The following is a 24,386-nucleotide window of genomic DNA, read 5'->3' as shown; positions in this document are numbered from 1 at the left end:
GACCTCCCCCTCCCGGAGTGCGCCCGGCGACGGGCGGGGGCCTGACAGCCGTGGGGCCCGGCGGGTAGCGTCACCCCCATGACCGACGAGATCACGGCCAGGGCGGGCAGAGAGTTCTACACCTTCGACGGCCGGATCCTGGAGATCTTCAGCAGCCACCCCAAGCGGTTCCACATCCGGAACACGGACCTGCGGGTCACGGGCCCCGACCGGAAGGGGCGGCGGACCGTCGAGGTCTTCACCGGCCCGCCCGAAGCCCGGGCGACGCAGCACACCTGGCAGCTCTCGGCCGAGGAATGGGAGCGGGCCGAGGGGCTGGAGGCGCTGTTCGAAGCGGTACGGGCGGCCGTCGCGGCGAGCCGGGAGCACGGAGCCTGAGGGGTTCCGGCGAGCGGGAGGACAGCGGACCGCGACGTCGGCGGACCGTGACGTCGACGCACCGTGACGTCGACGCACCGGAAGGTCAGAAGGCGCCCTCGCGCCGGTACCGCCACGGATCGTCGAGGATCGCCCGCAGCCACGGGGCGCGGGCGGCGGGCAGGCGTGCCAGCGTGTGCTGGAAGACGTGCAGGTCGGGCCGGAAGCGGCAGTGGGCGCGCGGCAGGGCCGGTTCGTCGCGGAGCACCTCGCGGGGCATGCCGCCCGACTGCGGGAGGCGCGCGTCCCGTTCGGGGGCGACCAGCCATCGCCACACCCCGAACGGCAGCGGCACGACCCGGGCCGCGGCCCCGGCCGGTCCCTCCGGGCGCCACGCCTCCCCCGTCTCCGGATGGGCCGGTACGAGGAGGACGTCCGCGTCCGCGTCGGGGGCGGGCGCTCCCGGTCCGGCCAGGACGGCACGGACCGCGGGCGGACCGGGAGGGACCAGGGCGTCGAGGGTCCGCTGGAACACCTCGGCGGCCAGCCCCTCGGGCACCTGCACCGGCCGGCCCCGCCCGGAGACCAGCAGGTGGGCGAGCGCCCGGCCCACGGCGGCCTCCCAACGCGGGCTCCACCGCCACTGGGGCTGCTCCACCATGCCCATGGACCACCGCCCGATCGCTTCGACCGGTGGCGTGCCCGAGCCCAGCGCCGTCAACGCCGCCCACGGCCGCGGAGCGGTGTCGGCGCCGTCGACGGGGTGGCGGCGCACCGCGTCCGGGGCGAACCACACGGCCTGCCAGAGCGAGCAGTCGTCGATCCGGCTCGCCACGGGGAGGCCGCAGTCGACGCAGGCCATGTTGGGGCCGTCGCCCCAGTCGAGGCCGCAGCAGTAGCCGCCCGCCCGCTCCGGAATCAGGCGGGTGCCGCGGGCGTCGCCCGGCGCGATGACGATCGCTCCCGGCACGCCGTCGGAGACGTACGGCACGGGTGCGTGGAAGCCCCGGGCCGCCGCCTCGCCCGGGCCGAGCTCCTCCCAGGGCCGCCAGGGGCGCCCCCAGGGCTCCGGGTCCACGGCGAACGTGCCGGGTTCCATGAGCACGGGGAGCTGGACCCCGTTCCCGTAGGCCTGGCGGGCGTGAGCGGGCAGGACGACCTCGGCCAGGGCGTCGGTCAGCGGGGCGTCGCACCCCGCACACACGATGACGAACAAGCTTCCTCCGTCGGCGGAACGGAGGCATCGTCGCATCCGTCGGCGGGCGGCTCATCAGGTTTTCCGCTTCACGGACCCGCCGTCAGTGACCCGCCGTCACGGAACCGCCGCATCACACCCGCCCTCACGGACCGCCGTCACGGAACCGCCGCATCACACCCGCCGTCACGCGCCCCGTTCCCGCTCGTACCGCAGCAGCACCACGCCGTTCGGGAACGCGCGCGTGGTGTCGAGCCGGAGGTCGGCGGAGGAGTCCATCGGGGTGAGGAGCGGGGTGCCGCGGCCGATCACCACGGGGTGGACGTAGATCTGGTACGCGTCGATCAGGTCGTGTTCGCGGAAGCTCGCGGCCAGGTCGGCGCCGCTGAGGGACAGGTCCCCGCCGGCGGCGGCCGCCAGGGCGCGGACCTCGGCCGGGTCGACGCGCGGGACCACGGTGGTGTTCCAGTCGGCGTGCTCCAGGGTGGTGGAGTAGACGTACTTCGGCATCGAGCGCCAGATCCCGGCGAACTCCCGCTCTGCGGGCGAGCTCGCCGGGTCGGCGTCCGCGGTGGGCCAGTAGTCGGCCATCAGCAGGTGGGTGCGCCGGCCGCTGATGAAGCCGCCCATGCGGGCCAGCTCCGCGTTGAAGTGGAGGTGCAGTTCCTCGTCGACGCGGTGCCAGTCGATGTCGTGGTCCGGCCCCTCCATGAAGCCGTCCAGGGAGACGGAAGCGAACAGAACGATCTTTCCCGGCATCGGCGGCACGCCCTCTCGTTCGGGAGGGCCCCGGCCGCGTCAGACCATGCGGCGGGCCCCCTCCTTGATGGCCTCACGGATACGGTTATAGGTTCCGCAGCGGCAGATGTTGCGGATCTGGTCGAGATCGGCCTCGTCGACCTCGCGGCCGGCCTCGTGGGCGCGCCGTACGGCCGCCACGGCGGTCATGATCTGGCCGGGCTGGCAGTAGCCGCACTGGGCCACGTCGATGTCGAGCCAGGCCTCCTGCATCGGGTGGAGGTCCCTGCCGACCGTGGCGGGCAGGCCCTCGATGGTGGTGACCTCGTCGGCGGGCGCGAGGTCCTTCACCGGGACGGAGCAGGGCGTGAAGGCCCGGCCGTTGAGGTGGCTCGTACAGGCCTGGCAGACGCCGACCCCGCAGCCGTACTTGGGGCCGGTGACGCCGAGGACGTCCCGGAGCACCCAGAGCAGGCGGACGTCGTCCTCGACCTCCGCGGTGACGGCCTTGCCGTTGAGGATGAAGGTGTGCTGGGGCACGGTGGTTCCTGTTCTCGGTCGGGGTCGGAGGGTCAGAGGGCGCGGGCGCGGCCGTCGGTCGGGGCGGCGGGGATCGGCGGGACGGTCGGCAGCGGTGTGAACGCGAGCGGCTCGTCGTGGTTGACCGGGAAGCTGGTCGGCATCGTGCCGGTGGCCCGGCCGTAGGCGCAGGCGACGGCCGCCGCGGCGGCACCGACGGCCAGCTCGCCGGCGCCGCCGGGCCTGTCGCCCGTCGGGGGCATGACGATGATCTCCAGCTCGGGCGGGGTGTTCCACTGCCGGGTGTAGTAGTAGTTGTCCCAGCTGCTCTCCTGGAAGTGCCCGTCCTTCAGGTGCAGGCCGGAGGTGAGCGTGAGGGCGATGCCGTCGATGATGCCGCCCATCATCTGGGCCTCCAGGCCGCGCGGGTTGACGGCGAGGCCGACGTCGACGGCGCACACGACCTTGGTGACGCGGGGGCCGGTATAGGCGTCGCGCACCCTGCGGCCGGTGGTGGCGGGCCGGCAGTCGATCTCCGCGAGCACGGCGACGAAGGCGTGGTACTCGGGATGGACGGCGATGCCCTGCGCGGTGCCGGGCGCCATCTGCCGCCCCCAGCCGCCCACTTCGGCGACCTTGTCGAGCACGGCGCGCGCCCGCTCGTCCTTCAGCAGCCGGCGCCGGAACGCGAGGGCGTCCTGCCCCATCCGCCGGGCGAGCTCGTCGAGGACGAGCTCCTGCGCGCAGCGCACGTTGGGCGAGTAGATGTTGCGCATGGAGCCGGTGTTGAAACCGGTGTCGACCTCGTTGAGGAGCTGGGTGGTCACCCCGAGGTGGTACGGGCTCGCCTGGGTGAGCTGGAACATCGTCTCGGAGAACGCCAGGTTCGCGACCGGCAGTTGCGCGGCCTCGGAGGTGATGATCTCGCCGATTCCGTGCCCGAAGTCGGTGGCGACGGAGGTGTGCCGCTGCTCGTACGTGAGGACCTCGCCCAGGGCGTACGTGGCGCGTACCCGGGAGGTGGCCATCGGGTGCGTACGGCCCTGGCGGAAGTCGTCGGTGCGGTGCCACATCAGGCGGACCGGCTTGCCCAGCGCCTTGGAGATCTCGGCCGCCTCCCCGGCGGCGTCGTGGAACAGCTTGCGGCCGAAGGAGCCGCCGCCCTCGGTGACGTGGACCGTGACGGCGCCGATCGGCAGGCCGAGCTGGAGCGCGATCTTCTCCTGGGCGACGATCGGCGACTTCAGGCTCGCCCAGATCTCGGCGGAGCCGGGACGGACGTCGGCGACGGCGCAGTTCGTCTCCAGGGCGCCGTTGCTGGCGAAGGCGAAGGTGAAGCGGGCGTCGACCGACTTGGTGAGCAGGTCCAGCGGCGGTACGACGAGCGGCAGTTCGGCCCTGCGGAGCTTCTGGAGGACGGTGGCGTCGGAGGCCCCCTCGGCCGTGCCGGGGCCCCAGGTGACCTTGAGCGCGCGGACGGCGTCGATGCACTGGCCGAAGGTGCGGCCCCGGACGGCGACTCCGGTGGAGACGGCGACGACGTCGGTGATGCCGGGCATGGCCTTCACCGCGGCGAGGTTGTCCACCGAGCGCACGGTGCCGTTGATCGTCGGCGGGCGGCAGACCATCGTGGGCAGGGCGCCGGGCACCTGGACGTCCATCGCGAACTTCTTGCGTCCGGTGACCGCTTCGAGCGCGTCGACGCGTCCCCGCCCGGTGCCGATGACCCGGAACTCCTCCGGGTCCTTGAGCGTGACGGAGACCTGGGTGTCGGTGAGCGCGGCGGCCTTCGCCGCGAGTTCGCCGTAGGTGAGGCGCACCCCGGCGAGGGAGGTGATGACGCCCGCCTTGGCGGTGAGGGTGCCGACGGCCTCCCCGAGTTCGAGGGCGGCGGCCCGCAGCAGCCGGCTGCGGGCGACGGCGGCGGCGACGCGGATCGGGGTGAAGGTGGAGATGGTGGTGTTCGAGCCGCCGGTGAGCTGGTTGAAGAGCAGCTCGGGGCGGGCGTCGGCGAGCGTGACCCTGACCCGCTCGACGGGCAGGTCGAGCTCCTCGGCGATGATCATCGCGGTGGAGGTGGTGATGCCCTGGCCGACCTCCGCGCGGGGCAGCGCGAAGCGGGCGGTGCCGTCGGGGTCGATCCGGATGGTGATGAGGTTCGCCGTCGGGAGGGCGGCGTGGGTGAGCATGTCGTTCAGGTCGTAGATGTCGGCGGGCCCGGGCAGGGACGGCACGACGGCCGGGACCGCGGCCTCGGCGTTCGCGGGCGCGAGCACGTCCGCGCCGACCTGGGCGGCGACGGTGAGCGTCGGCGCCGCCAGTACGTACCCGAGGAAGCGGCGCCGGCCGATGCCGCGGGGCGGCGCGGCCTCCTGCTCGTACTGTGCGGCGCGGTCCTGCGCTGTCATGCGCTGCCCTTTCGGTGAGGGGTGGTGAGGGGTCATGGGTCAGGGGTGCGGGACGGAGAGGGGCGTGCGGGGTGCGGGGGGGGCTGGGGCGGAATCGTGCTGGGCGTGCTGGGTGCGGGAGGGCGTGCGGGACGGACGGGGCGGGCGCGGAGGGGGATGCGCCCAGTGGATCATCACCCGTTCGGGCCAGCCGCGGGGCCGGAACGCTCCTGCTTTCACCCGGGGCACGCCAAGCTCTCACGTCCCCTCAGGGGAATAGCGGGCGGGGTCCCTCCGTTGCGGACTCCCATGACGGCGAACCGCGCCACCCGCTCGGAAGGAACCACGACATGAAGATCGGCATCATCGGGGCAGGCAACATCGGCGGCAACCTCACCCGCCGCCTCACCGCCCTCGGACACGAGGTCGCCGTCGCCAACTCCCGCGGCCCGCAGACGCTCGCCGCCCTCGCCGAGGAGACCGGCGCGACCCCCGTCACGGTCACGGAGGCCGCCCGTGGCGCGCGGATCGTCGTCGTCACCATCCCCCTGAAGGCGATCCCGGACCTCCCGTCGACCGGTCTGTTCGACGGGGCGGAGGAGGGCTTCGCCGTCCTCGACACCGGCAACTACTACCCGCGCGAGCGCGACGGCCGCATCGCCGCCATCGAGGACGAGGGCCTCACCGAGAGCCGCTGGACCGAGCGCCACCTGGGCCACCCGGTCGTCAAGGCCTTCAACGGCACGTACGCCCAGGACATCCTCGACCGTCACCGCCCGGCCGGCGACCCCGAGCGCATCGCGCTGCCGGTCGCGGGCGACGACGAGCAGGCGAAGAAGGCGGTCCGCGAACTCATCGACGAGCTCGGCTTCGACACCGTCGACGCCGGCGGCATCGACGACTCCTGGCGCCAGCAGCCCGACACCCCCGTCTACGGCCTCCGCGGGGGCGTCGAGGAGGTCGAGCGCGCCCTGGCGGAGGCGTCGCCGGAGCGGCCGGAGTCCTTCCGGGGGTGACGGGCGCGACGGCGCACGGGCTCCGAAGCATCGGGCCTCAGGCTCCGGGCCTCGGGCTCCGGGTTCGGAGCTCGGGCCTCGGAGCTCGGGCCTCGGAGCTCGCGGTTCGGAGCTCGCGGTTCGAGGCTCGCGACTCGGGGGATCCGTCGGGGCCCGGGCCGGGGCGGGCCATGACTCCTGCGATCATGGACGCGTACGCCGACACCGCCCTCGTTCGTGATGCGGAGTGATGCTGCCGTGAGTCCCGTCCCGCCGGACCCGTCGACGCTCCACCCGATGCCGGAACAGCCGCGCGTGGTCCTGCTGAAGCCCCTGGTGACGTCGCCTCTGATCGAGATCGGCGCGTACTCCTACTACGACGACCCGGACGAGGCGACGGCCTTCGAGACGCGCAACGTGCTGTACCACTACGGTCCCGAGAAGCTGGTCATCGGAAAGTTCTGCGCGCTGGGCACCGGGGTGCGGTTCCTCATGAACGGTGCCAACCACCGGATGGACGGCCCCTCGACCTTCCCGTTCCCCATCATGGGCGGCAGCTGGGCCGAACACGTCGACCTCATCACCGGCCTCCCCGGCCGCGGCGACACGGTGGTCGGCAACGACGTCTGGATCGGCTACGGCGCCACCGTGATGCCCGGTGTCCGCATCGGCCACGGCGCCATCGTCGCGTCCGGCGCCGTCGTCGTCGACGACGTCCCCGACTACGGCATCGTCGGCGGCAACCCGGCCACGCTCATCCGTACCCGCTACAGCGAGTCCGAGGTCGCCCGGCTGCTCGCCCTGGCCTGGTGGGACTGGCCGGTCGACCACCTCACCCGGCACCTGCGCACCGTCATGTCCGGCACCGTCGAGGACCTCGAAGCCGCCGCGCCGAGCACGTGACCGTCGCCGCCCGTGGCGGGCGGCGGGGGATCCGGGCGCGTGCGCGAGAGAGCCGAGTAGGGTCCCGATCCATGATCGATCCCGCACGCCTCACCGCCACCCGCACCTCCTACGACACCGTCGCCGCCTCCTACGAACGGCTGCTCTCCGACGAGTTGGCGGGCAAGCCGCTGGACCGGCTCATGCTGGCGGCCTTCGCCGAGGAGGTACGGGCACGGGGTGCGGGTCCGGTCGGGGACCTCGGGTGCGGGACGGGACGGGTGACGCACCACCTGCGGGAGCTCGGGGTGGAGGCGTTCGGGGTGGACCTGTCGCCGGGGATGATCGCGGTGGCCCGCGCGACCTACCCCGGGCTGCGGTTCGAGGTCGGTTCGATGACCGGGCTCGACCTCGCGGACGGGTCACTGGGCGGGGTGCTGTCCTGGTACTCGACGGTCCACATGCCGGCCGCCGCATTCCCCTCGGTCCTCACCGAGTTCCGGCGCGTACTGGCGCCCGGCGGGCCGCTGCTCCTCGCGTTCAAGGCGGGGGACGGGTGCGTCCGGCTCGAGCAGGCGTACGGCCACGAGGTCGACCTCGACGTCTACCGCCACCCCGTCGACCGCATCGCCTCGCTGCTCGCCGACGCGGGCTTCGCCGTGACCGCGCGCCTGGTGCGGGAGCCGGACCCGGCCGAGACGACCCCGCAGGGCTTCCTGCTCGCCCACCGGGTCGACTGACCCCACGCGCCCCGCGCGGTCGCGAGCGCCCTGCCCCCGCAGCCCCGGAGCTGCGACCGGGACAGCCGCGCCCGCTGTCCGCCGCCCGCGATCAGGGCGTTCACCGACACCATCGGGTCTCCCCCGGCGGTCCGCGCCACCAGCGCGCCGACCACCAGCGGCAGCAGCGCGACCGCGAGGGCCGAACCGGTGGCGGTCGCCGTGGCGGTGACGTTGCGCAGGGGGCGGGGGCCCTGGGTGCCGGGGCGCGGGGTGAGCGTGTTCATGGCGACAGTTCACCAGCACGGGCGGGGGCTGAGCACCGTACGAGGTACTCAGTCGGAGGGGCACCGGGTACTCATCCTCGGCGCTCGACCCCGACCCCTGGCCGGCGGAGGCCCCGAACATCGTGCGCGACCTCGCCGAGGACGGTTCGACGATGCTCCTCGCCACCCGCGAGACGGGCTTCGCGAAGGCGGCGGCCCACCGGGTGTGCGTCCTCCACCAGGGCACTGTGCTCGAACAGGGCCCGCCGGAAGGGATTTTCGGCGACCCTCGGGAAGAACGCACCAAGGCGTTCCTGCGACGCATCGTGGAGGCGGGACGACTGTGACCCTCACGTCCGCACACCCTGTCCTGGTGATCCAGCACGAGCCCGACACCGGACCCGGCCTGGTCGGCGAGCGGCTCCGCGAGGCCGGACTCGACCTGCGGGTCCACCACCCCTGGCGCGGCGAGGAGTTGCCCGCCGACCTGTCCGGCTGGGCGGGTCTGCTCGTCCTCGGCGGCGCCCCCAACTGCGAGGACGACGCGGCCGCGCCCTGGCTGCCCCGCGTCCGGCGGCTGATACGGGAGGCCGTCGGCGCCCGCCTCCCGGTGCTCGGCATCTGCCTCGGCGGCCAGATACTCGCCCACGCCCTCGGCGGCCGGGTCGTCCGCCGCCCACAGGGGCCCGAGGTCGGGGCCGTACCCCTGCGCCGACTGCCCGCCGCCGACGCCGATCCGGTGCTCGGCGCGGTGCCCGAGGGGGCGCTCGCGGCGCAGTGGCACTGGGACCAGGCGGAGACGCTGCCGCTCGGCGCGGTACCGCTGCTGACCGGCGACGACTGCCCGTACCAGGCCTTCCGGATCGGGCCCCGGGCGTGGGGCGTCCAGTTCCACCCCGAGGTCCTCTCCGGCGCGATCGCCGACTGGGCGGACTCCGACGGGCCCGCCGTGCGGGCCGTCGGCGGCGACCCGGACGGTGCGGTCGCCTCCGTACGGGAGGCCGAGCCCGGGCTGCGGGCGGTCTGGGGGGGCGATGGCCGAGGCCTGGGGCACCGTCGTGCGGGAGGCGGCGGAGGCGGAGGGCATCCGCGTTCCGGTGGTGGCGCCCGGCGCGCGCGAGCGCCCGTGAGGGCGAACCCCGGGGCGCGGGAATGATGGGATGGTCCGTGCGCACGCGTCCGTGTGCGCACGGACCGCAGTGAGGAGCAGTGCCGCCCATGGCCGACTACCGGATCGAGACCGTCCGCACCGGATACCGCACCTGGACCGCCCGCAACGACCGGGGGGCCGAGGTGAGCATCGGGGCCGCCGACGACGCGGACGCCCAGCCCTCGTTCACGCCGGTGGAGCTGCTGCTCGCGGCGATGGGCGGGTGCGGCGGCATGGTGATCGACCGCACGGCGCGGGCCGTCGACCACGACGACCTGCGGATCGTGGTGAAGAGCGTGTCCGGTCCCGAGGACGACGGCCGGATCGGGCGGATCCGGGTCAGCTACGAGTTCGAGCTGCCGGACAACAATCCGCGGGCGGCGGACGTGTTCGCCCGCGGGGTACGGCTCACCCACGAGAAGTTCTGCACGGTGAGCCGCACGGTCGAGCACGGCGCGGAGGTCGAGGCGATCCTGCCGGACGGCACGGTCGGCTTCCGGGCCGGATGAGCCCCCGGGGCCGGATGGGCCCCGGGGCCTGTTCGGCCGGGTCGCCCGGTCCTCCGCGCTCGATCCCCCGCACGGCTCCGGCGGGGTTGGTTCCGCTCGGTGCGGAAGGCTCCCGGGACGTCCGCAACCGCCCCCGGCTACTCCTCGATGGCCCCACCGATCCGGCGCAGGTGCCGGCGGAAGGTGTACGACGGGTCCTGGGCGCGCTGTTCCAGGTAGACGTCGAAGCGGGTCTGGTCGCGCAGGGTCTGCCCGGCCCGGATCAGCCGGGCTTGATTCCGCTCGGTGCGGAAGATTCCCTCGGCGGTGTCCAGGACGGCCTCGGCGCGGTCCGCGGCCACGAAGAGCACGCCGTCGTCGTCGGCGAACACCACGTCGTCCGCGCCGACCGTGTGCGCGCCGACCCGGGCGCTGCTCAGCGCCTCGGGCCCGCGCGGGTCGAGGCGCACCGGGCCGGGCGCGTGCGCCCCGTACGAGAAGACCGGCAGGCCGATCTCGACCAGGTCGGTGGTGTCCCGGTGCAGCCCCCACACGACGACGGCCGCGATGCCGACCGTTCCGGCCTCCAGGACGGCGAGGTCCCCGACGCAGGCCTCGTCCGTGCGGCCCTCGTTGTCGATGACGAGGACGTCGCCCGGGGCGGCCCGGGTGTAGGCCTCCAGGAAGACGTCGACGCTGCCGTAGTGCCGTACGGGCAGGGCCCGGCCGGCGATCCGGCGGCCGGGGAGCACGGGTCGGATCCCGGCGGGCGCGGCCCGCAGCGGCTCCCCGAGCCGGACGCAGGCGTCGGCGATCAGCGGGGTGGCGAGCTCGGCGAAGCGCTTCCGCAGGGCGGCGGGGGCGGTCACGGTGGGGTGCTCCCTTCGACGGGGTTGGGGGGTCCGGATGCTAGCGGAACGGGTGTACCGGGCGGGCCGGGAAGGCCGGTGCCCCGGTGTCGGCCCGTGCCGGAGATCGGGGGGCGCGGTACGGTCGCACGGGTGCCGGAAGGCGCCGGGTACCGGAGGGCGGCGGCCGGCGGGGCCGGAGCCCGCAGGCCGACACCGAGGGGGAATCCACCGTGATCGTCATCGCGCACCTCAGCGACATCCACGTCGACGCGTCACCGCGCAGCCGCGAACGGACGCGCGCCGTCATGGAGTTCCTGGACTCGCTCCCGTACGCCCTCGACGCGGTGATCGCCACCGGTGACCTGGCCGACCACGGCGAGGAGTCCGAGTACGCGTGGATCCGTGAGCACGTGCTGGCTTCCCGGCACCCGGTGCTGACGTGTCCGGGCAACCACGACCGCAGGGACGTGTTCCGGCGCGTCCTGCTGGGCGCCGGGCCGGCGGCCCCGGAGGCGCCGGTGAACCAGGTGCTGCGCGCGGACGGCTTCGTCCTGGCGCTGTGCGACTCCTCGGTGCCGGGGAAGGACGAGGGCTTCCTGGAGGAGGAGACGCTGGACTGGCTGGCGGAGGAGCTGGCCCGGACGCCTGCGGACGTGCCGGTCTTCGTGGGCTTCCACCACCCGCCGGTCGCGCTGGGGATCCCGTTCGTGGACGGGCTGCGCCAGTTCGGCGAGGAGCGCCTCGCGGCGCTGGTGCGGCGCCACCCGAACGTCGTCGCGCTGCTGTGCGGGCACGCGCACACCGCCGCGGCCACGGTGTTCGCGGGCCGGCCCCTGCTGGTGGCGCCCGGCGTGGTGTCGACGGCGAAGCTGCCCTGGGAGCAGGACGGCGGTGCGCGGGACTACGTGTACAGGGACGAGATGGCGCCGTCCCTGGCCTTCCACGTCTTCGAGGCCGGCCGACTGACGACCCACTACCGGAGCGTGCCGCCGCGCTGACGGAGCCCTGACCGGATGCCGCCGTCGGCACTCGCCGTCGGCACTCGCCCCGCCCCGTGCCCTCGCCTCACTCGCCCCGCCCCGTGCCCTCGCCTCAGTCGATCCGCGGCGAGGGTTCCACCGGCGGCGGCTCGGGCGAGTAGCGGGCCCCGTGGGCGTTGAAGTGGGCCAGGTGGTAGGTGACTCCGGAGCGCCGCAGCTCCAGGGGCGGGGGGTCGGAGACCAGGAAGGGCGTCAGCCGGGGCTGATCGTCCAACCGTGCCTTCATGGCGGGGGTGTTCCACTCCCTCGCCAGCTCCTCCGCCCATTCCCGCTGCCGGAGCAGGTCGGAGTCCGGGAGCTCCTCGTCGCGCTCCAGGTCCCACAGCGCCCGGAACAGGGCCGTGCTGTAACAGGTGCGGACCCGGAGGTTCGTCAGGAACCGGCGCTCGATGATGATCCGCATGTACCGGCGGCTGTTGCGCCGGTGCCGTCCGACCACGACGACGGAGCCCGTCCCGATCGGATTGAAGATCCACACCTTCGCCCCCGGCGCGAAGTGGCGCAGCCCCTGCCGGATCTCCAGCCCTCCGTCGCCGTGACTGGTCTCCTGGGCGACGTTGGCCACGACGAACACGCCCAGCGCCTGCGGTCCGGATTCCTCTGTCATGGACACCATGATCGCCCGGAACGAGGGCTCGCGGCACCCGCATTTTCGAGGCAGGGGCGGGCACCGCCCGCCCCTGCCCCTCCGCGCGCTCAGCCCAGCCAGATCTCGCGGACGCCCTTCAGCGGGTCCTCCGCCACCTCGGGCGTGGCGTTCCAGAGCATCGTGGCGCGGCCGGTGGACGTGTACGCGGGCCACTGCTCTCCCGGATTCCGCTCGGAGACGAACGAAACCCAGGCGCGGTGCACGGCGTCGGCCAGATCCTGCGGCGGGTTGTCGCCCGCGGCGGCCGTGACGCCCTCCGCGTCGAGCAGGTCGAAGGCGTAGGGCAGGTCGAGGCAGTGGAAGGACTGCCCGTTGACCGGCGAGGTCCAGTCGAACTGGTAGAGCCAGGTGGGCTCGCCGCGCTCCGCGCGGGCGTCCGCGACCGCGAGGGAGGGGGCGCGGAAGGTGGCGTCGGTGAGGGCCTGGCCGAAGAGACCGGCCGGGTCGGCGTCCGCGTACGCCGTCGAGAAGGCGCCGGCCCGGACCTCGTCCAGGCCGAACCCGCCGAGCAGCAGGGGCAGCGGGACCGGCTCGCCGTCGGGGCCGGCGGTCGGCGTGGGCATCATGTTGAACTCGTGGGCGGTGAAGCCCAGCATCAGCGGTACGCCGGCCCCGGCGCCGCCGGTGGTGAGCGCGTCCAGGACGGGCTCGGGGATCAGCTCGCCGTCGGCGAACGGCACGAGGGAGAGCAGGGGCGGCAGTCCCTCGCGGTCGCGGTCCGGTCCGGGCTCGCCGAGGCGGTCCTGGAGGGCGAGGATCTCGTCGTCGCCGAGGTCCCGGAGGGCGGCGGCGGTGGCCGGGAGGCCCGTACGGGCGGTGAAGAGGCGGGCGACGGCGCGGGCGACCTCGGGACCGTCGGGGCGCATGACGGCGCCGGAAACGGAGATCGCGCCGCGGAAGAGGTCCCGGGCGGAGGGGACGGCGAGCAGGGTCTGCACGGCGCCGCCGCCCGCGGACTGGCCGGCGATGGTGACCTTGGCGGGGTCGCCGCCGAAGCGGGCGATGTTGTCGCGGACCCACTCCAGGGCGGCGATCCAGTCCCGCACCCCGCGGTTGTCGGGCGCGTCGTCCAGGTGGAGGAAGCCCTCGATGCCGAGGCGGTAGCCGAGGGAGACGAGGACGACCCCGTCGCGGTTGAAGGCGGCGCCGTCGTACCAGGGGCTGGCGGCGGAGCCCGCGACGTAGCCGCCGCCGTGGATCCAGACGAGGACCGGCAGGGCCGCGTCGGCGTCCGGCGCGGGGGTGAAGACGTTGAGGTTGAGCACGCCGTCGCCGGGGATGGAGGGCTCGGGGATGGTGGTGACGTCCGCGAACGGGCGGCGCTGGGCGGTCGGTCCGTACGCGGTGGCGTCCAGCGGCTCGGTCCACGGCTCCGGCGGGACGGGCGCGGCGAAGCGGAGCGGGCCGACGGGCGGCTGGGCGTACGGGATGCCGAGGAAGCGGCAGCTTCCGTCGGCCCGGCGCTCGCCGCGGACCGGGCCGCGGGTGGTGGTGACGAGGGGCGGGGTGGTGCCGGTCATGGAGGGCTCCTGTCGGGGCTCGGTGCGGTTCACTTGACGCTCTTGATGGGCTTGATGGCGAGGGCGCCGACGAAGACGACGGCGATCGCGAAGACGAACAGGGCGCGGTATCCGGGCGTCTTGTCGGTGCCGTCGGAGAAGAGGCCGATGATCCCGGCGGCGACCAGGGGGCCCAGGGCCTGGGGGACGTTGGTGGCGATGTTGAGGATGCCGAGGTCGCGGCCCGCGCTGTCGCCGGCCGGCAGGACCTCGGTCATCAGGGCCATGTCGAGGGACATGTAGGTGCCGAAGCCGATGCCGGCGAGCAGCGCGTACACGTACATGGCGGTCGTGGTGGGGCTGATCAGGGGGACGGCCATGGAGGCCGCGAGGATGACCGCGGCGCCGCCGACGAAGACCTTGCGGCGTCCGGTGCGGTCCGAGAGCCTCGCGGCCGGCAGGGAGCCGGCGAAGGTGCCGACGAGGGTCAGGACGGCCATGAGCGACTGGGTCCGGTCGACGTCGGCCCCGTCGAGGCCGACGTAGTCGGTGAGGGCGTAGCGCTGGTACATCAGCACGCCCCAGTAGCCGAAGACGAAGACGACGCGGGCGAGGAAGGCCCAGGCGAAGTCGGGATGCTTGCGCGGGGAGACCCAGAAGCCCTTGAGGAAGGCGCCGAGCGCGAAGGGCTCGGGCTCGGCGGTGACCGGGGTGTCCTTGTTGACCAGGACGAACGCGAGGGTGACGACGAGCACGCAGGCCGCGAAGACGGCGTAGCCCAGGCCGATGCTCGCGGCGAAGCCGGCGCCGATGACGACGCCGAGGGTGGCGCCCACCTGGCTGCCGACGCCGATGAACGCGGAGAACATTCCGAGGCGTTCGGCCGGAACGCGGTCGGCGAGGATCGCGGTCATGGGGGCCTGGATCACGTTGAGCAGGACCTGGACGGCGACCCACATCAGGGTGAGCCAGAGCAGGCCGGTGACCTGGCCGATGGCGAGCAGCGCGAGGGTCGAGGCGACGGCGCCGAGCGCCATCCAGGGGGTGCGGCGGCCGAAGCGGCCGCGGGTGCGGTCGGAGAGCGCGCCGGCGATCGGCTGGACGAAGAGGGTGACGATCGAGGAGGTCATCGTCACCATCGCGAGGCTGGACTCCTTGGAGTCCGGGGCGATGGCCTCGACCTGGATCGGCAGGAGGACGCCCAGGAGACCGGAGTAGGCGATGTAGAGCGTGGTGAAACCGGCCAGCATCGACCACAGGAGGGTCGTGGTCCCCGGGGTGCGGGCCGGTGCGGGTGCGGCCTGCGGGGAGGTCTGGGTGGACATGGCGGGTGCTGCCTTCCTGGCCGGGCCGCCTGCTTGCCGGGCGGTTCCGTCGGCCTCGTCGGCCTCGACTCCTTCGTCGGGGACGTCCACAGCGTCTGGCCGGAAACCATTTACGTCAATGCTCGAAATAAAATGGTGACGCGTGTCACTTACTCGTGTCATCATACGGCGCTCCCCCGTGTCCCAGCCCTTGTCGGGGAGAATCACGGAGTGCCCGCACCACCTGCCGACTCCGCCGCCGTACGCCGTCTCAACCTGTCCCGCGCGCTGCGCCGGCTCGCCGACCACGGCCCCGGCTCGCGCAGCGAGGTCTCGGCCGCGACCGGGCTGGCCCACGGCTCGCTCACCGCCCTCACCGCCGACCTCATCGACCGCGGTCTGGTGCGGGAGGCGGGGCTGGCCCCGGCGGGCGGCCGCGGGCGGCCCCGCCGGACGCTGGAGTTGGTGCCGGGGCGGGTGCTCACCCTCGCGGTGCGGATCACCCGCGAGCGGCTGCAGGTGGCGGCCGCCGACCTCGCGGGCGAGGCCGTGTACCGCGCCTCGCTCCCCCACCGCACCCCGCACGGCGACCCGCTGCCCCTCGCCCGCGCCGTCGCGGACGCGCTGCGCGAGGCCCGGGCGGCCGCGCTGGCCGTCCCGGGGGCGCACCTGTGGGGCGCGGTGATGGCGATGCCGGGACCGGTCCACGAGCACGACGGGCACGGTCCCGACGGTGTCGGCGGCGCCCGGGCGTTCAGCACCGACTTCGGCTGGCGGGGACCGGTCGACCTGGCGGGGCTCGTACGCGCCGAGCTTCGGCACGGGGGGCCCGACAGCGGCCCCGGCGGGCACGTCGGCCCCGGCAGCGGCCTGGACGGCGGCCCGGGCGGAGGCCCGGACGGCGGCGCCGCGGACGCCCCGGACGGCCCCGAAGTCGGCGCCGCGGAGCTCCCGTTGGTGCTCGTCAACGACGCCAACCTGGCCGCGCTCGCCGAGTACCGGGCCCTGGCCCGGCGGCGCACCGTGCCGCCGCGCTCCCTCGCGTACCTCAAAGCCGACATCGGCGTCGGGGGCGGGCTCGTCCTCGACGGGCGCATCCACACCGGCGGCCACGGAGTGGCGGGCGAACCGGGCCACATGCCCGTCGCCCTCGACGGGCCGCCGTGCGCCTGCGGCGGCCGCGGCTGCCTCGCCCTGTACGTGGGGCCCGAGGCGCTCACCGACGCGGCCGGGCTCGCCGGGCTGCGCGCCGTCGAGGGCACGGACGCGGCCCTGTCGGCCCTCGGCAACGCCCTGGAGGCCGGGGAGCGGAGGGCGCTGGACGCCCTCGACGCCGCCGGCGAGGTGCTGGGCGCGGCCGTGCTCGCCGTCACGAGCCTGCTCGACGCCGACGAGGTCGTCCTCGGCGGCTACCTCGCCGACTGGCACCCGTGGCTGCGGCGAGGCCTGGAGGCCCGGCTCTCCGGCCGCCGCGCCTTCGCGGACCGGCTGGTCCCCGAACCGGTCCCGGGCGCCCTGGGCGCGGACGCGGCGCTGGCGGGCGCGCTCACCTACGGGCGGGACGCCGTGCTCGACGACCCGGCGGCGGTGCCGGTGCTGGGGACGGCGCCGGGGACGGTGCTGCCGGCGAGGGGCACGGCGGCCGACGGATGACGGATGACGCCGTGCGGCGGAGGCCGGCCGCGCCCGGTTGCCCGCTCCCCCGCGGGGGAAGGCTGCCGGTGTGAACGTGAGTCCCGAGGACCTCCTCGGAGCCCTGGTCGTGGCGTCCGGCGCCGTCCTCGTCGCGGCGGGCGTCCGCTGGAAGGGGCGGGCCGTGCGCCCGCCGGCGCCGCGTCGGGCGCGGCGGGCCGCCTGGCAGAACTACGTGCGGGCGCTGACCCGTTCGGCGGAGTTGGCGATCGCCTCCGCACGGGGTGCGGCCGGACGGGGCGAACCCGCCATCGTCACCGTCGAGTCGGTCGTACGGCTGGCCCACGAGCGCTTCGGGTACGAGGAGGTCAGCCGGGCGCACGCGGCCGCCGCGCTGCGCCACGCGTACGAGCGCGGCCGGTGCGCGGCGGACTGCATGACGGACGCCTACAGCTCGATCCAGTAGCGGCGCTTGAGGCCGAGTTCGGTGGAGCGGACGTCCTCCAGGACGCCGCCGTTGCGCACGATGGTGCGCGCCGAGGCGGTGTTGGTGTCGTCGCAGGTGAGCAGGACCCGGGTCATGCCGAGGGCCCGGGCCTCGGGGAGGACGGCGGCGAGCGCCCAGGTGGCGAGGCCCCGGCGGCGGGCGGAGGGGCGGATGCTGTAGCCGATGTGGCCGCCGGCCCGGAGGAGGAAGTCGTTGAGCTCGTGCCGCAGGTCGATCGCGCCGAGGTAGGTGTCGTCCTCGACGATCCACCAGTGGGTGGCGTGGACGCGGCCCTCGGGCTGGGGGCGGGCCGGGTCGGACTGTTCGCGGAGCCGGCCCACCCAGGAGGCGAAGACCTCGGGGACGGCGAAGGCGTGGTCCGCGGAGAGCCGCATCCCGGAGCCGTCCTGGTTGGCGCCGGGACTCCATTCGGCGTGGGCCTCGAGCCAGGAGGTGTGGAGTCGCGCGGTGGGGCTGATCAGCTGCGGCATGCGGCGACGATAGCAGCGGCCGGCACGCACTCCACCAGGAGTTTCTTCCTCTCGGAGCGGAACGGACGGAAGAACGTCCGGGCGACCGGGGGCCGCTACTCGCCCGTCTCGCCGTCGATGCGCTCGCGCAGCAGGTCGGCGTGCCCGTTGTGGCGGGCGTACTCCTCGATCATGTGGGCGAGGACGTAGCGCAGCGAGAAGACCTCCTCGCCGAGGCGTCCGGTCACGTCGAGCGACGCGGCCGCGTCGACGATCGCGCGGGCGCGCCCGCACTCCTCGCGCCAGACCGCGAAGGCCTCGTCGACGTCGGCGTCGTCCACGTCGAAGTCGGCCCGGTCGGTGGAGCCGGCCGGGGTCCAGGGGCTCCGGCTGCTCTCGCCGTTGATCACGTTGACGAACCAGCCGCGTTCGACCTCGGCGGCGTGCCGGACGAGGCCGAGGAGCGAGAGTCCGGAGGGACTGATCGCGCGGTCCTTGAGCTGGTCCGCCGTCAGCCCTTCGCACTTCATCGCCAGCGTGTCCCGCTGGAAGTCCAACATGGCGGTGAGGGTGGTGCGTTCGTCGGCGGTGAGGGGCGGCTGGATCCGGCGATCGGTGAGTGTCATGGCCGCATCCTGCCAGCGGCAGCGGGCCGGCGGCCCGGATTTTCCGGGCCGTCGGCCCCCCACCTGCCCCCCTTGCCCCGCCCGTTCCCTCACCCTGGGGCCCCGCCACTGGGGCCCCGCCCGTCACTCGAAGGCGGCGGCCGCCGCCTTCAGGGCCTCGGCCACGGCCTCGGGTGCGTCCGGTCCCGGCGGTCCGGGGCGGTAGGTAACCGAGCGGAGCTTCCCCTCGAAGCGGAAGGAACCCCGGCGTTCGTACAGCGGCCAGGACACGGGCGACTTGCGGTCGATGCCGATGCTGATGCCCTGGAAGGGCGCCATGCCGATCAGCTGGTGGACGCTGTCGGGAGCGGCCCGCCGCTCGCCGTCGACGGTGACCGTGAAGCGCCAGCGCAGGCCCTCCTCGGCGGTCGCGGCGAGCAGGATCTCGTGGGCTCCGGGGGCCAGCGGACCGGCGTCGGTCTCGTGGAGGTCGCCGTACTCGTTGTACGCGAGGACGAGCCGGCCGTGCTCGACGTACAGGCTGTAGCCGCCGCCCTGGTCTCCGTGCGAGACGAGCACGCCGTCGGCGGACTCGTCGACGGCGACGGCGATCTCGAAGGAGCGCTGGGAGATCAGCCGGGAGGAGCGGTAGCGCTCCAGTTCGGGAGTGCCGGGGAGCAGGGTGAGGGGGCGGGCGAGGCGCTGTTCGGCCGGGTTGCGGCGGGCGAGGGCCCCGCTGTGGTCGGGGAGCGGGAAGACGCCGTTGCGCCACGCGGCCTCCTCCCAGGCCTTGGACAGCTCCGCGACCAGGTCCGGCCGGTGCGGGGCCAGGTCGCGGATCTCGGTGGGGTCGGCGCGGATGTCGTAGAGGGCCCACTCGGAGTCATCGTAGGGGGCACCGGGGCGGTGGAGGGTGACGAGCTTGTGGCCGTCGCGGTAGTGGCTGCGGTTGCCGGTCATCTCGCAGTACTGCTCGGGGTGGGTGGAGTCGTGGGCGGGGTCGGCGAGGACCGGGGCGAAGCTCGTGCCGTCGGGTTCCTGGAGGGGGATGCCTCGGCGGGCCTCGGGCCGGGTGATGCCGGCGAGTTCGAGGAGGGTGGGGGCGATGTCGGTGACGTACTGGTACTGGGGGCGCAGTCCGCGGGCGAGCCGTCCGTCGCGGGCGCCTTCGGGCCAGGACAGGACGAAGGGGACCCGGACCCCGCCGGCGTAGGTGTGGCCCTTGTAGAGCCGGAAGGGGGTGTTGGAGGCCATGCCCCAGCCGCGCGGGTAGTGGACGAGGCTGCGCGGTCCGCCGATGAGCTCGGGGTCGCGGTCGACGTCGGGGTCCCAGTCGCCGGGCAGGCGCGGGTGGTGGACGAAGCGGCTGAAGTAGGAGCGGGTGCCTTCGGCGCCGCCCTCTCCGGTGCCGCCGTTGTCGGAGGTGAAGACGATGACGGTGTTGTCGAGTTCGCCGAGGGCGTCGAGGGTGTCGGTGAGCCGGCCGAGGTTCTGGTCGATGTTGTCGACGAGGGCGGCGTACACCTCCATGTAGCGGGCGTAGAGCCGCTGCTGCTCCTCGGTGAGGGAGTCCCAGGCGGGGACGTCGAGCCCGGCCTCGCTGTTGCGTGCGGGCAGTTCCGTTCCGAGCGGAAAGATCCCGGCGGCGAGCTGGGCGGCGAAGCGCCGCTCGCGCAGGGCGTCCCAGCCCTCGTCGTAGCGGCCCCGGTGGCGGGCGATGTCCTCGGGCTTGGCCTGGAGGGGGCCGTGGACGGCGTTGTGGGCGAGGTAGAGGAAGAACGGCTTGTCGGGGTCGTGGGCGCGCAGCGACGTCACCATGGAGATGGCCTGGTCGGTGATGTCGTCGGTGTAGTAGTAGCCCTCGGGGAACTCGTCGATGTCCAGCGGGCTGTTGTCGCGGACGAGCTGGTGCGGGTGGAAGAGGCTGGTGAGCCCTTCGAGGACCCCGTAGTACTGGTCGAAGCCCTTCCGCAGCGGCCAGTTGCGGCGGTCGTCGGCGGCGTTGGAGGCGGAGTCGCGGACGAGGTGCCACTTGCCGACCGCGTAGGTGGCGTAGCCGGAGTCGTGCAGGAGTTCGGCGAGGGTGGGGATGTCCTCGGCGACCTCCATCCCGTATCCGGGGAATCCGGGGTCGGCGTTGGCGACCATGGCGTAGCCGACGCGGTGCGGGTTGAGGCCGGTGAGCAGGGCGGCGCGGGCCGGTGAGCACAGCGGCATGGTGTGGTAGTTGGTGAGCCGGACGCCGTCCTCGGCGAGGGCGTCGAGGACGGGGGTGGGGATCTCGGAGCCGAAGGGTCCGATGTCGCTGAAGCCCAGGTCGTCGACGAGGACGACGACGATGTTGGGGGCCTTGGCGGGCGGCGCGGGGCGGGCGGGCCAGGCGGGTTCGGACTCGGCGAAGGTGCGGCCGACGCGGCCGGGGAAGCCCTCGTACGGGTCGCGGCGGGTGCTGGTGGTCATGCGGGGAGGTCTCCGGTGAGTGAGCGGGCGCAGCGGAAGCCGCCGTGGCCGGTGGAGGAGTCGGGCGTGTTGTGGGAGCGGGCGGCGACGCGGTAGCGGTTGCAGTAGGAGTCGTGGCAGAGGTAGGAGCCGCCGCGGATGACGCGTTCGACGGGCCCGCCGAGCGGGGACGGGGGCGCGAAGGGGTCGGAGCACCACTCCCACACGTTGCCCGAGGTGTTGTGCAGGCCGTGGCCGTTGGGTGCGTAGGCGGTGACGGGCACGGTGCCGGTGCGTCCGCCGGGTCGGTCGGAGTGGTGCGGGAAGGTGCCCTGCCAGATGTTGCACCGTTCCTGCCCGTCCGGGGCGAGGGCGTCGCCCCAGGGGTAGCGGGCGCCGTCGAGGCCGCCGCGGGCCGCGTACTCCCATTCGGCCTCGGTGGGCAGCCGGAGGCCGGCCCAGTCGCAGTAGGCGGTGGCGTCGTCGTGGCTGATGTGGACGACGGGGTGGTCCTCGCGCCCCTCGATGCCGGAGCCGGGCCCTTCGGGGCTGTGCCAGGCGGCGCCTTCGACACCGAGCCACCAGGGGGCGTTCGCCACCCGGCCGAGGACGTGGGGCTCGGCGGCGGGGTGGAGCAGCAGGTGGAACACGTAGGAGGAGCCGTACCGTTCGGCGTCGGTGCGGTGTCCGGTGTCCGTCACGAACCGCGCGTACTGCGCGTTGGTGACCGCGGTGGTGTCGATGGCGAAGGGGGCGACGGTCACCTGGCGGACGGGTCCCTCCCGGTCGGCGGGGTGGCCCTCGCCGACCGGGTCGCCCATCGCGAAGGTGCCGCCGGGGAGTTCGGCCATGGGCCGCACGGGCGTGTGCCGTCCGGTCCTTCGTATCTTCGGGAGCGGAAGGAATTCCGTGGCCCGTGCCCCCTCCCCCGTGCACGGGCGGCCGGGCGAGCAGCAGGCGCTCATGCGACCGCCCCCGCGGTCAGGAGCGGTGCCGCCGGTACGGGTTCGGGGGCGGCGGCCAGCAGGGCGCGGGTGTACGGGTCGCGCGGGTGCTCGCAGAGCTCGTCGGCGCTGCCGGTCTCCACGATCCGGCCCTGGTGCATGACGGCGATGCGGTGGCTGACCTGGCGGACGACGGCGAGGTCGTGGGCGATGAAGACCAGGGCGAGGCCCAGGTCCCGCTGGAGGTCGGTGAGCAGACCGACGATCTGGGCCTGGACGGAGACGTCGAGCGCGGAGACGGGTTCGTCGCAGATCAGGACGGCGGGTTCGGGGGCGAGCGCTCGGGCGATGCCGATGCGCTGGCGCTGGCCGCCGGAGAAGGAGCGGGGCCTGCGGTCGGCGACGGCCGGGTCCAGGCCGACCAGCGCCAGAAGTTCGGCGACCCGGCGCCCGCGTTCCGCCCGGTCGCCGAGGCCGAAGGCGCGCAGCGGTTCGCCGACGGTCTCGCCGACGGTCATGCGGGGGTCGAGGGAGGCGTACGGGTCCTGGAAGACCATCTGGACGCGGCGCCGTACGGCGTGCAGGTCGCGGCGGGAGGGGCGGGTGACGTCCCGGCCTTCGAGGAGCAGCCGGCCGGCGTCGGCGGGGTGGGCGTGGGCGAGGACCCGGGCGAGGGTGGACTTGCCGGAGCCGGACTCGCCGACGATGCCGAGGGTCTCGCCCGCGGCGAGGGTGAGCGACACGTCGTCGAGGGCGGTGAAGGAGCGCCGGCCGCGGCGCCCGTAGGTCTTCCGCAGCGACTCGGCCGCGAGGACGACGGCCCCGGGCTCCGGCCGGTCGATGCGGACCGGGGGCGGGGGCGGCGGCAGGGGCTCGGTGCGCTCGGTGGCGAGCACGCAGGCGACGCGTACGCCGGGGTCGAGCGTGACCGTGGCGGGGGCGGCCGTGCGGCACCGGTCGGTGACGAAGGCGCAGCGGTCGGCGAAGGCGCAGCCGTCGCCGAGGAGGGTCGGGTCGGGCGGGTTGCCGGGGATGCCGGTCAGCCGGGTGCCGGAGGGGGCGGAGAGCCGGGGCACGGCGGCGAGGAGACCCGCGGTGTAGGGGTGGCGGGGCCGGGTGAGGACCTCGGCGGTGGGGCCGTCCTCGACGACGGTGCCGCCGTACATGACGAGGACGCGGGAGCAGGCGCGGGCGACGACTCCCATGTTGTGGGTGATGAGGACGAGCGCGGTGCCGGTCGTGCGGCCGAGGTCGGCGAGCAGGGTGAGGATCTGGTCCTGGACGGTGGCGTCGAGGGCGGTGGTGGGTTCGTCGGCGAGGAGGATGTCGGGTTCGCCGGCCAGGGCCATGGCGATGAGGATGCGCTGGCGCTGGCCGCCGGAGAACTGGTGGGGGTGGTCGTCGAGGCGGCGGGCCGCGTCGGGGATGCCGACCAGGTCGAGGAGTTCGCGGGCCCGTGCCCGGCGGGCCGCCCGGTCCCCGTACCGGTGGGCGCGCAGCACCTCGTCGAGGTGGTTCCCGGCCGTGAGGACCGGGTTGAGGGCGGTCATCGGGTCCTGGAAGATCATGCCAATGCGCGCCCCGCGGACGGCCCGCAGCTCGGACTCGCCCGCGGTGGTGAGTTCCCGCCCGTCGAGACGGACGGAGCCCGCGGTGATCCTGCCGGTGCCGGGGAGCATGCGGAGCAGGGCGAGGGCCGCGGTGGACTTGCCGGAGCCGGACTCGCCGACGACGGCGAGGGTCTCGCCGCGCCGCAGGGTGAAGGAGACGTCGCGCACGGCCCGCAGCGTGCCGCCGTCGGGGGTGGTGAACTCGACGTCGAGGCCGCTGACTTCGAGGAGCGGGGCGGACGCCGGCTCGGGTACCGGGTGGGTCATCGGCGGGTCTCCCGGTTCAGGGCCTCGGCGATCAGGGAGAGGCCGAGGACGAGGACGGTCACGGTGATCAGAGGTCCCGCGGCGAAGTGCGGGGCCTGGGCGAGGTAGGGCATGGACTGGCTGAGGACGGCTCCGAGGGTGGGTTGCGGGGGCCGTACGCCGACGCCGAGGAAGCTCATGGCGCCCTCGATGAAGACGGCGACGGTGAGGGAGACGGCGATCTGCACGACGAGCGGGTCGGCGGCGTTGGGCAGGATGTGGCGGGTGAGGATCCGGCCGGGCGCGGTGCCGCCGACGCGGGCGGCGGTGACGTACTCGCGTTCCCGCTGGACGAGGATCCCGGTGCGCAGCAGCCGTCCGAAGGCGGGGATCTCGGCGAGGGCGATGACGAGGATCACGGGCAGCGGGCCGGGGCCGAGGACGGCCGTGACGGCGAGCGCGAGGATCAGCCCGGGGAAGGCGAGGACCAGGTCGAAGGCGCGCTGGACGAGCGTGTCGGCGGCGGGGTGGACGGCGGCGAGGAGCGCGGCGAGGCAGCCGAGGGCGGCGCCGAGCGGGACGGCGACGGCGATGATGCCGAGGTCGGCCCGGATGCCGTAGAGGAGGCGGGCGAGCAGGTCGCGGCCCAGGTCGTCGGTGCCCAGCGGGTGGCCCGGGGTGCCGGGTCCGGCGAGGGACAGGGCGCTCTGGTCGGTGGGGCCGTGGCCGGCGAGGAGCGGGGCGAGCAGGCCGGCGGCGACGACGAGGCCGACGAGGACCAGGCCGGTGCGGCCGCGGGCGGTGCCGAGGGCGGCCCGGTAGGGGTGGCGGGGCTTGCGGGCGGGGGGCCGTCCGGGCGGCGCGGAGGCGGATCCGGCGGGCGCGGGCGCGGGTGTGGGCGTGGTCAGGGTCAT

The 24,386-nt window shown here is 74.4% G+C and carries 24 protein-coding genes; 10 read left to right on the top strand and 14 right to left on the bottom strand.

Annotation, left to right across the window (positions count from 1 at the left end; genetic code table 11):
- Positions 1 to 78 precede the first annotated feature (78 nt).
- Positions 79 to 378, top strand: a complete 300-nt coding sequence (locus ABD981_RS06580) for a hypothetical protein (RefSeq protein ID WP_046905816.1) — start codon at positions 79 to 81, stop codon at positions 376 to 378.
- Between the two features lie 85 nt (positions 379 to 463).
- Here the strand turns inward: ABD981_RS06580 and ABD981_RS06575 are convergent, their stop codons facing one another.
- The 4 genes from ABD981_RS06575 to ABD981_RS06560 all read right to left on the bottom strand — a co-directional run bounded on the left by ABD981_RS06575 (position 464) and on the right by ABD981_RS06560 (position 5,217).
- Positions 464 to 1,573 (bottom strand): hypothetical protein, encoded by a 1,110-nt coding sequence (locus ABD981_RS06575; RefSeq protein WP_046905817.1) that lies wholly within the window; start codon positions 1,571 to 1,573, stop codon positions 464 to 466.
- Positions 1,574 to 1,738: 165 nt separating this feature from the next.
- Complete coding sequence (locus ABD981_RS06570; protein ID WP_046905929.1) at positions 1,739 to 2,311, bottom strand: dihydrofolate reductase family protein; 573 nt, start codon at positions 2,309 to 2,311, stop codon at positions 1,739 to 1,741.
- 39 nt (positions 2,312 to 2,350) lie between these two features.
- Positions 2,351 to 2,830 (bottom strand): (2Fe-2S)-binding protein, encoded by a 480-nt coding sequence (locus ABD981_RS06565; protein ID WP_046905818.1) that lies wholly within the window; start codon positions 2,828 to 2,830, stop codon positions 2,351 to 2,353.
- Between the two features lie 32 nt (positions 2,831 to 2,862).
- Positions 2,863 to 5,217, bottom strand: coding sequence for a molybdopterin cofactor-binding domain-containing protein (locus ABD981_RS06560; protein WP_046905819.1), 2,355 nt, complete (start codon positions 5,215 to 5,217; stop codon positions 2,863 to 2,865).
- On the opposite strand from ABD981_RS06560, the gene ABD981_RS06555 reads away from it, so the two are divergent.
- The 6 genes from ABD981_RS06555 to ABD981_RS06530 all read left to right on the top strand — a co-directional run bounded on the left by ABD981_RS06555 (position 5,193) and on the right by ABD981_RS06530 (position 9,717).
- Positions 5,193 to 6,212, top strand: coding sequence for an NADPH-dependent F420 reductase (locus ABD981_RS06555; protein WP_345528303.1), 1,020 nt, complete (start codon positions 5,193 to 5,195; stop codon positions 6,210 to 6,212). The two genes, ABD981_RS06560 and ABD981_RS06555, sit on opposite strands and share 25 nt — an antisense overlap.
- A gap of 219 nt (positions 6,213 to 6,431) precedes the next feature.
- Positions 6,432 to 7,094 carry a CatB-related O-acetyltransferase gene (locus ABD981_RS06550; protein ID WP_046905822.1) on the top strand — a complete coding sequence of 221 codons (663 nt, stop codon included), beginning with the start codon at positions 6,432 to 6,434 and terminating at the stop codon, positions 7,092 to 7,094.
- A 71-nt stretch (positions 7,095 to 7,165) separates the two neighbouring features.
- Entirely contained in the window at positions 7,166 to 7,813 is a 648-nt protein-coding gene (locus tag ABD981_RS06545; RefSeq protein ID WP_046905823.1) for a class I SAM-dependent DNA methyltransferase, read from the top strand.
- A gap of 388 nt (positions 7,814 to 8,201) precedes the next feature.
- Entirely contained in the window at positions 8,202 to 8,405 is a 204-nt protein-coding gene (locus ABD981_RS06540) for an ATP-binding cassette domain-containing protein (protein WP_046905824.1), read from the top strand.
- A 26-nt stretch (positions 8,406 to 8,431) separates the two neighbouring features.
- On the top strand, positions 8,432 to 9,214 hold the full coding sequence (locus tag ABD981_RS06535) for a type 1 glutamine amidotransferase (protein WP_345528301.1): 783 nt from the start codon (positions 8,432 to 8,434) through the stop codon (positions 9,212 to 9,214).
- A gap of 62 nt (positions 9,215 to 9,276) precedes the next feature.
- Complete coding sequence (locus ABD981_RS06530; RefSeq protein ID WP_046905825.1) at positions 9,277 to 9,717, top strand: OsmC family protein; 441 nt, start codon at positions 9,277 to 9,279, stop codon at positions 9,715 to 9,717.
- 137 nt (positions 9,718 to 9,854) lie between these two features.
- Here ABD981_RS06530 and ABD981_RS06525 read toward each other — a convergent pair whose 3' ends face one another.
- Positions 9,855 to 10,547 (bottom strand): RraA family protein, encoded by a 693-nt coding sequence (locus ABD981_RS06525; protein ID WP_046905931.1) that lies wholly within the window; start codon positions 10,545 to 10,547, stop codon positions 9,855 to 9,857.
- Positions 10,548 to 10,777: 230 nt separating this feature from the next.
- Between ABD981_RS06525 and ABD981_RS06520 the strand changes: the two genes are divergently transcribed.
- Complete coding sequence (locus tag ABD981_RS06520; protein ID WP_046905826.1) at positions 10,778 to 11,545, top strand: metallophosphoesterase; 768 nt, start codon at positions 10,778 to 10,780, stop codon at positions 11,543 to 11,545.
- Between the two features lie 94 nt (positions 11,546 to 11,639).
- Here ABD981_RS06520 and ABD981_RS06515 read toward each other — a convergent pair whose 3' ends face one another.
- The 3 genes from ABD981_RS06515 to ABD981_RS06505 all read right to left on the bottom strand — a co-directional run bounded on the left by ABD981_RS06515 (position 11,640) and on the right by ABD981_RS06505 (position 15,060).
- Positions 11,640 to 12,194 carry a hypothetical protein gene (locus tag ABD981_RS06515; RefSeq protein WP_131723814.1) on the bottom strand — a complete coding sequence of 185 codons (555 nt, stop codon included), beginning with the start codon at positions 12,192 to 12,194 and terminating at the stop codon, positions 11,640 to 11,642.
- A gap of 89 nt (positions 12,195 to 12,283) precedes the next feature.
- A complete protein-coding gene (locus ABD981_RS06510) occupies positions 12,284 to 13,756 on the bottom strand; it encodes a carboxylesterase/lipase family protein (protein ID WP_046905828.1) in 1,473 nt (490 codons plus the stop codon).
- A gap of 29 nt (positions 13,757 to 13,785) precedes the next feature.
- Complete coding sequence (locus ABD981_RS06505; RefSeq protein WP_046905829.1) at positions 13,786 to 15,060, bottom strand: MFS transporter; 1,275 nt, start codon at positions 15,058 to 15,060, stop codon at positions 13,786 to 13,788.
- A gap of 210 nt (positions 15,061 to 15,270) precedes the next feature.
- Between ABD981_RS06505 and ABD981_RS06500 the strand changes: the two genes are divergently transcribed.
- The gene (locus tag ABD981_RS06500; protein WP_046905830.1) at positions 15,271 to 16,692 is read left to right on the top strand and encodes an ROK family transcriptional regulator; all 1,422 of its coding nucleotides are present in this window, start codon (positions 15,271 to 15,273) and stop codon (positions 16,690 to 16,692) included.
- 70 nt (positions 16,693 to 16,762) lie between these two features.
- Positions 16,763 to 17,137 carry a hypothetical protein gene (locus tag ABD981_RS06495; protein WP_240495084.1) on the top strand — a complete coding sequence of 125 codons (375 nt, stop codon included), beginning with the start codon at positions 16,763 to 16,765 and terminating at the stop codon, positions 17,135 to 17,137.
- Here the strand turns inward: ABD981_RS06495 and ABD981_RS06490 are convergent.
- From ABD981_RS06490 to ABD981_RS06465, 6 genes are all read right to left on the bottom strand, one after another.
- The gene (locus ABD981_RS06490) at positions 17,119 to 17,649 is read right to left on the bottom strand and encodes a GNAT family N-acetyltransferase (protein ID WP_046905831.1); all 531 of its coding nucleotides are present in this window, start codon (positions 17,647 to 17,649) and stop codon (positions 17,119 to 17,121) included. The two genes, ABD981_RS06495 and ABD981_RS06490, sit on opposite strands and share 19 nt — an antisense overlap.
- Before the next feature lie 95 nt (positions 17,650 to 17,744).
- Positions 17,745 to 18,254, bottom strand: a complete 510-nt coding sequence (locus ABD981_RS06485; protein WP_046905832.1) for a DinB family protein — start codon at positions 18,252 to 18,254, stop codon at positions 17,745 to 17,747.
- Positions 18,255 to 18,377: 123 nt separating this feature from the next.
- On the bottom strand, positions 18,378 to 20,693 hold the full coding sequence (locus ABD981_RS06480) for an arylsulfatase (RefSeq protein WP_046905833.1): 2,316 nt from the start codon (positions 20,691 to 20,693) through the stop codon (positions 18,378 to 18,380).
- A complete protein-coding gene (locus tag ABD981_RS06475; protein ID WP_123954143.1) occupies positions 20,690 to 21,637 on the bottom strand; it encodes a formylglycine-generating enzyme family protein in 948 nt (315 codons plus the stop codon). Before ABD981_RS06475 ends, ABD981_RS06480 begins: the two co-directional genes overlap by 4 nt.
- Positions 21,634 to 23,493, bottom strand: coding sequence for a dipeptide ABC transporter ATP-binding protein (locus ABD981_RS06470; RefSeq protein ID WP_046905834.1), 1,860 nt, complete (start codon positions 23,491 to 23,493; stop codon positions 21,634 to 21,636). The genes ABD981_RS06475 and ABD981_RS06470 overlap by 4 nt, the downstream gene beginning before the upstream one ends.
- Positions 23,490 to 24,386, bottom strand: a complete 897-nt coding sequence (locus ABD981_RS06465; RefSeq protein WP_046905934.1) for an ABC transporter permease — start codon at positions 24,384 to 24,386, stop codon at positions 23,490 to 23,492. The genes ABD981_RS06470 and ABD981_RS06465 overlap by 4 nt, the downstream gene beginning before the upstream one ends.

It is taken from the genome of Streptomyces showdoensis (genome assembly GCF_039535475.1).
GTDB lineage: Bacteria > Actinomycetota > Actinomycetes > Streptomycetales > Streptomycetaceae > Streptomyces > Streptomyces showdoensis.
Note: the sequence above shows the minus strand (reverse complement) of the source record. Positions and strands in the feature narration are given on the sequence as shown.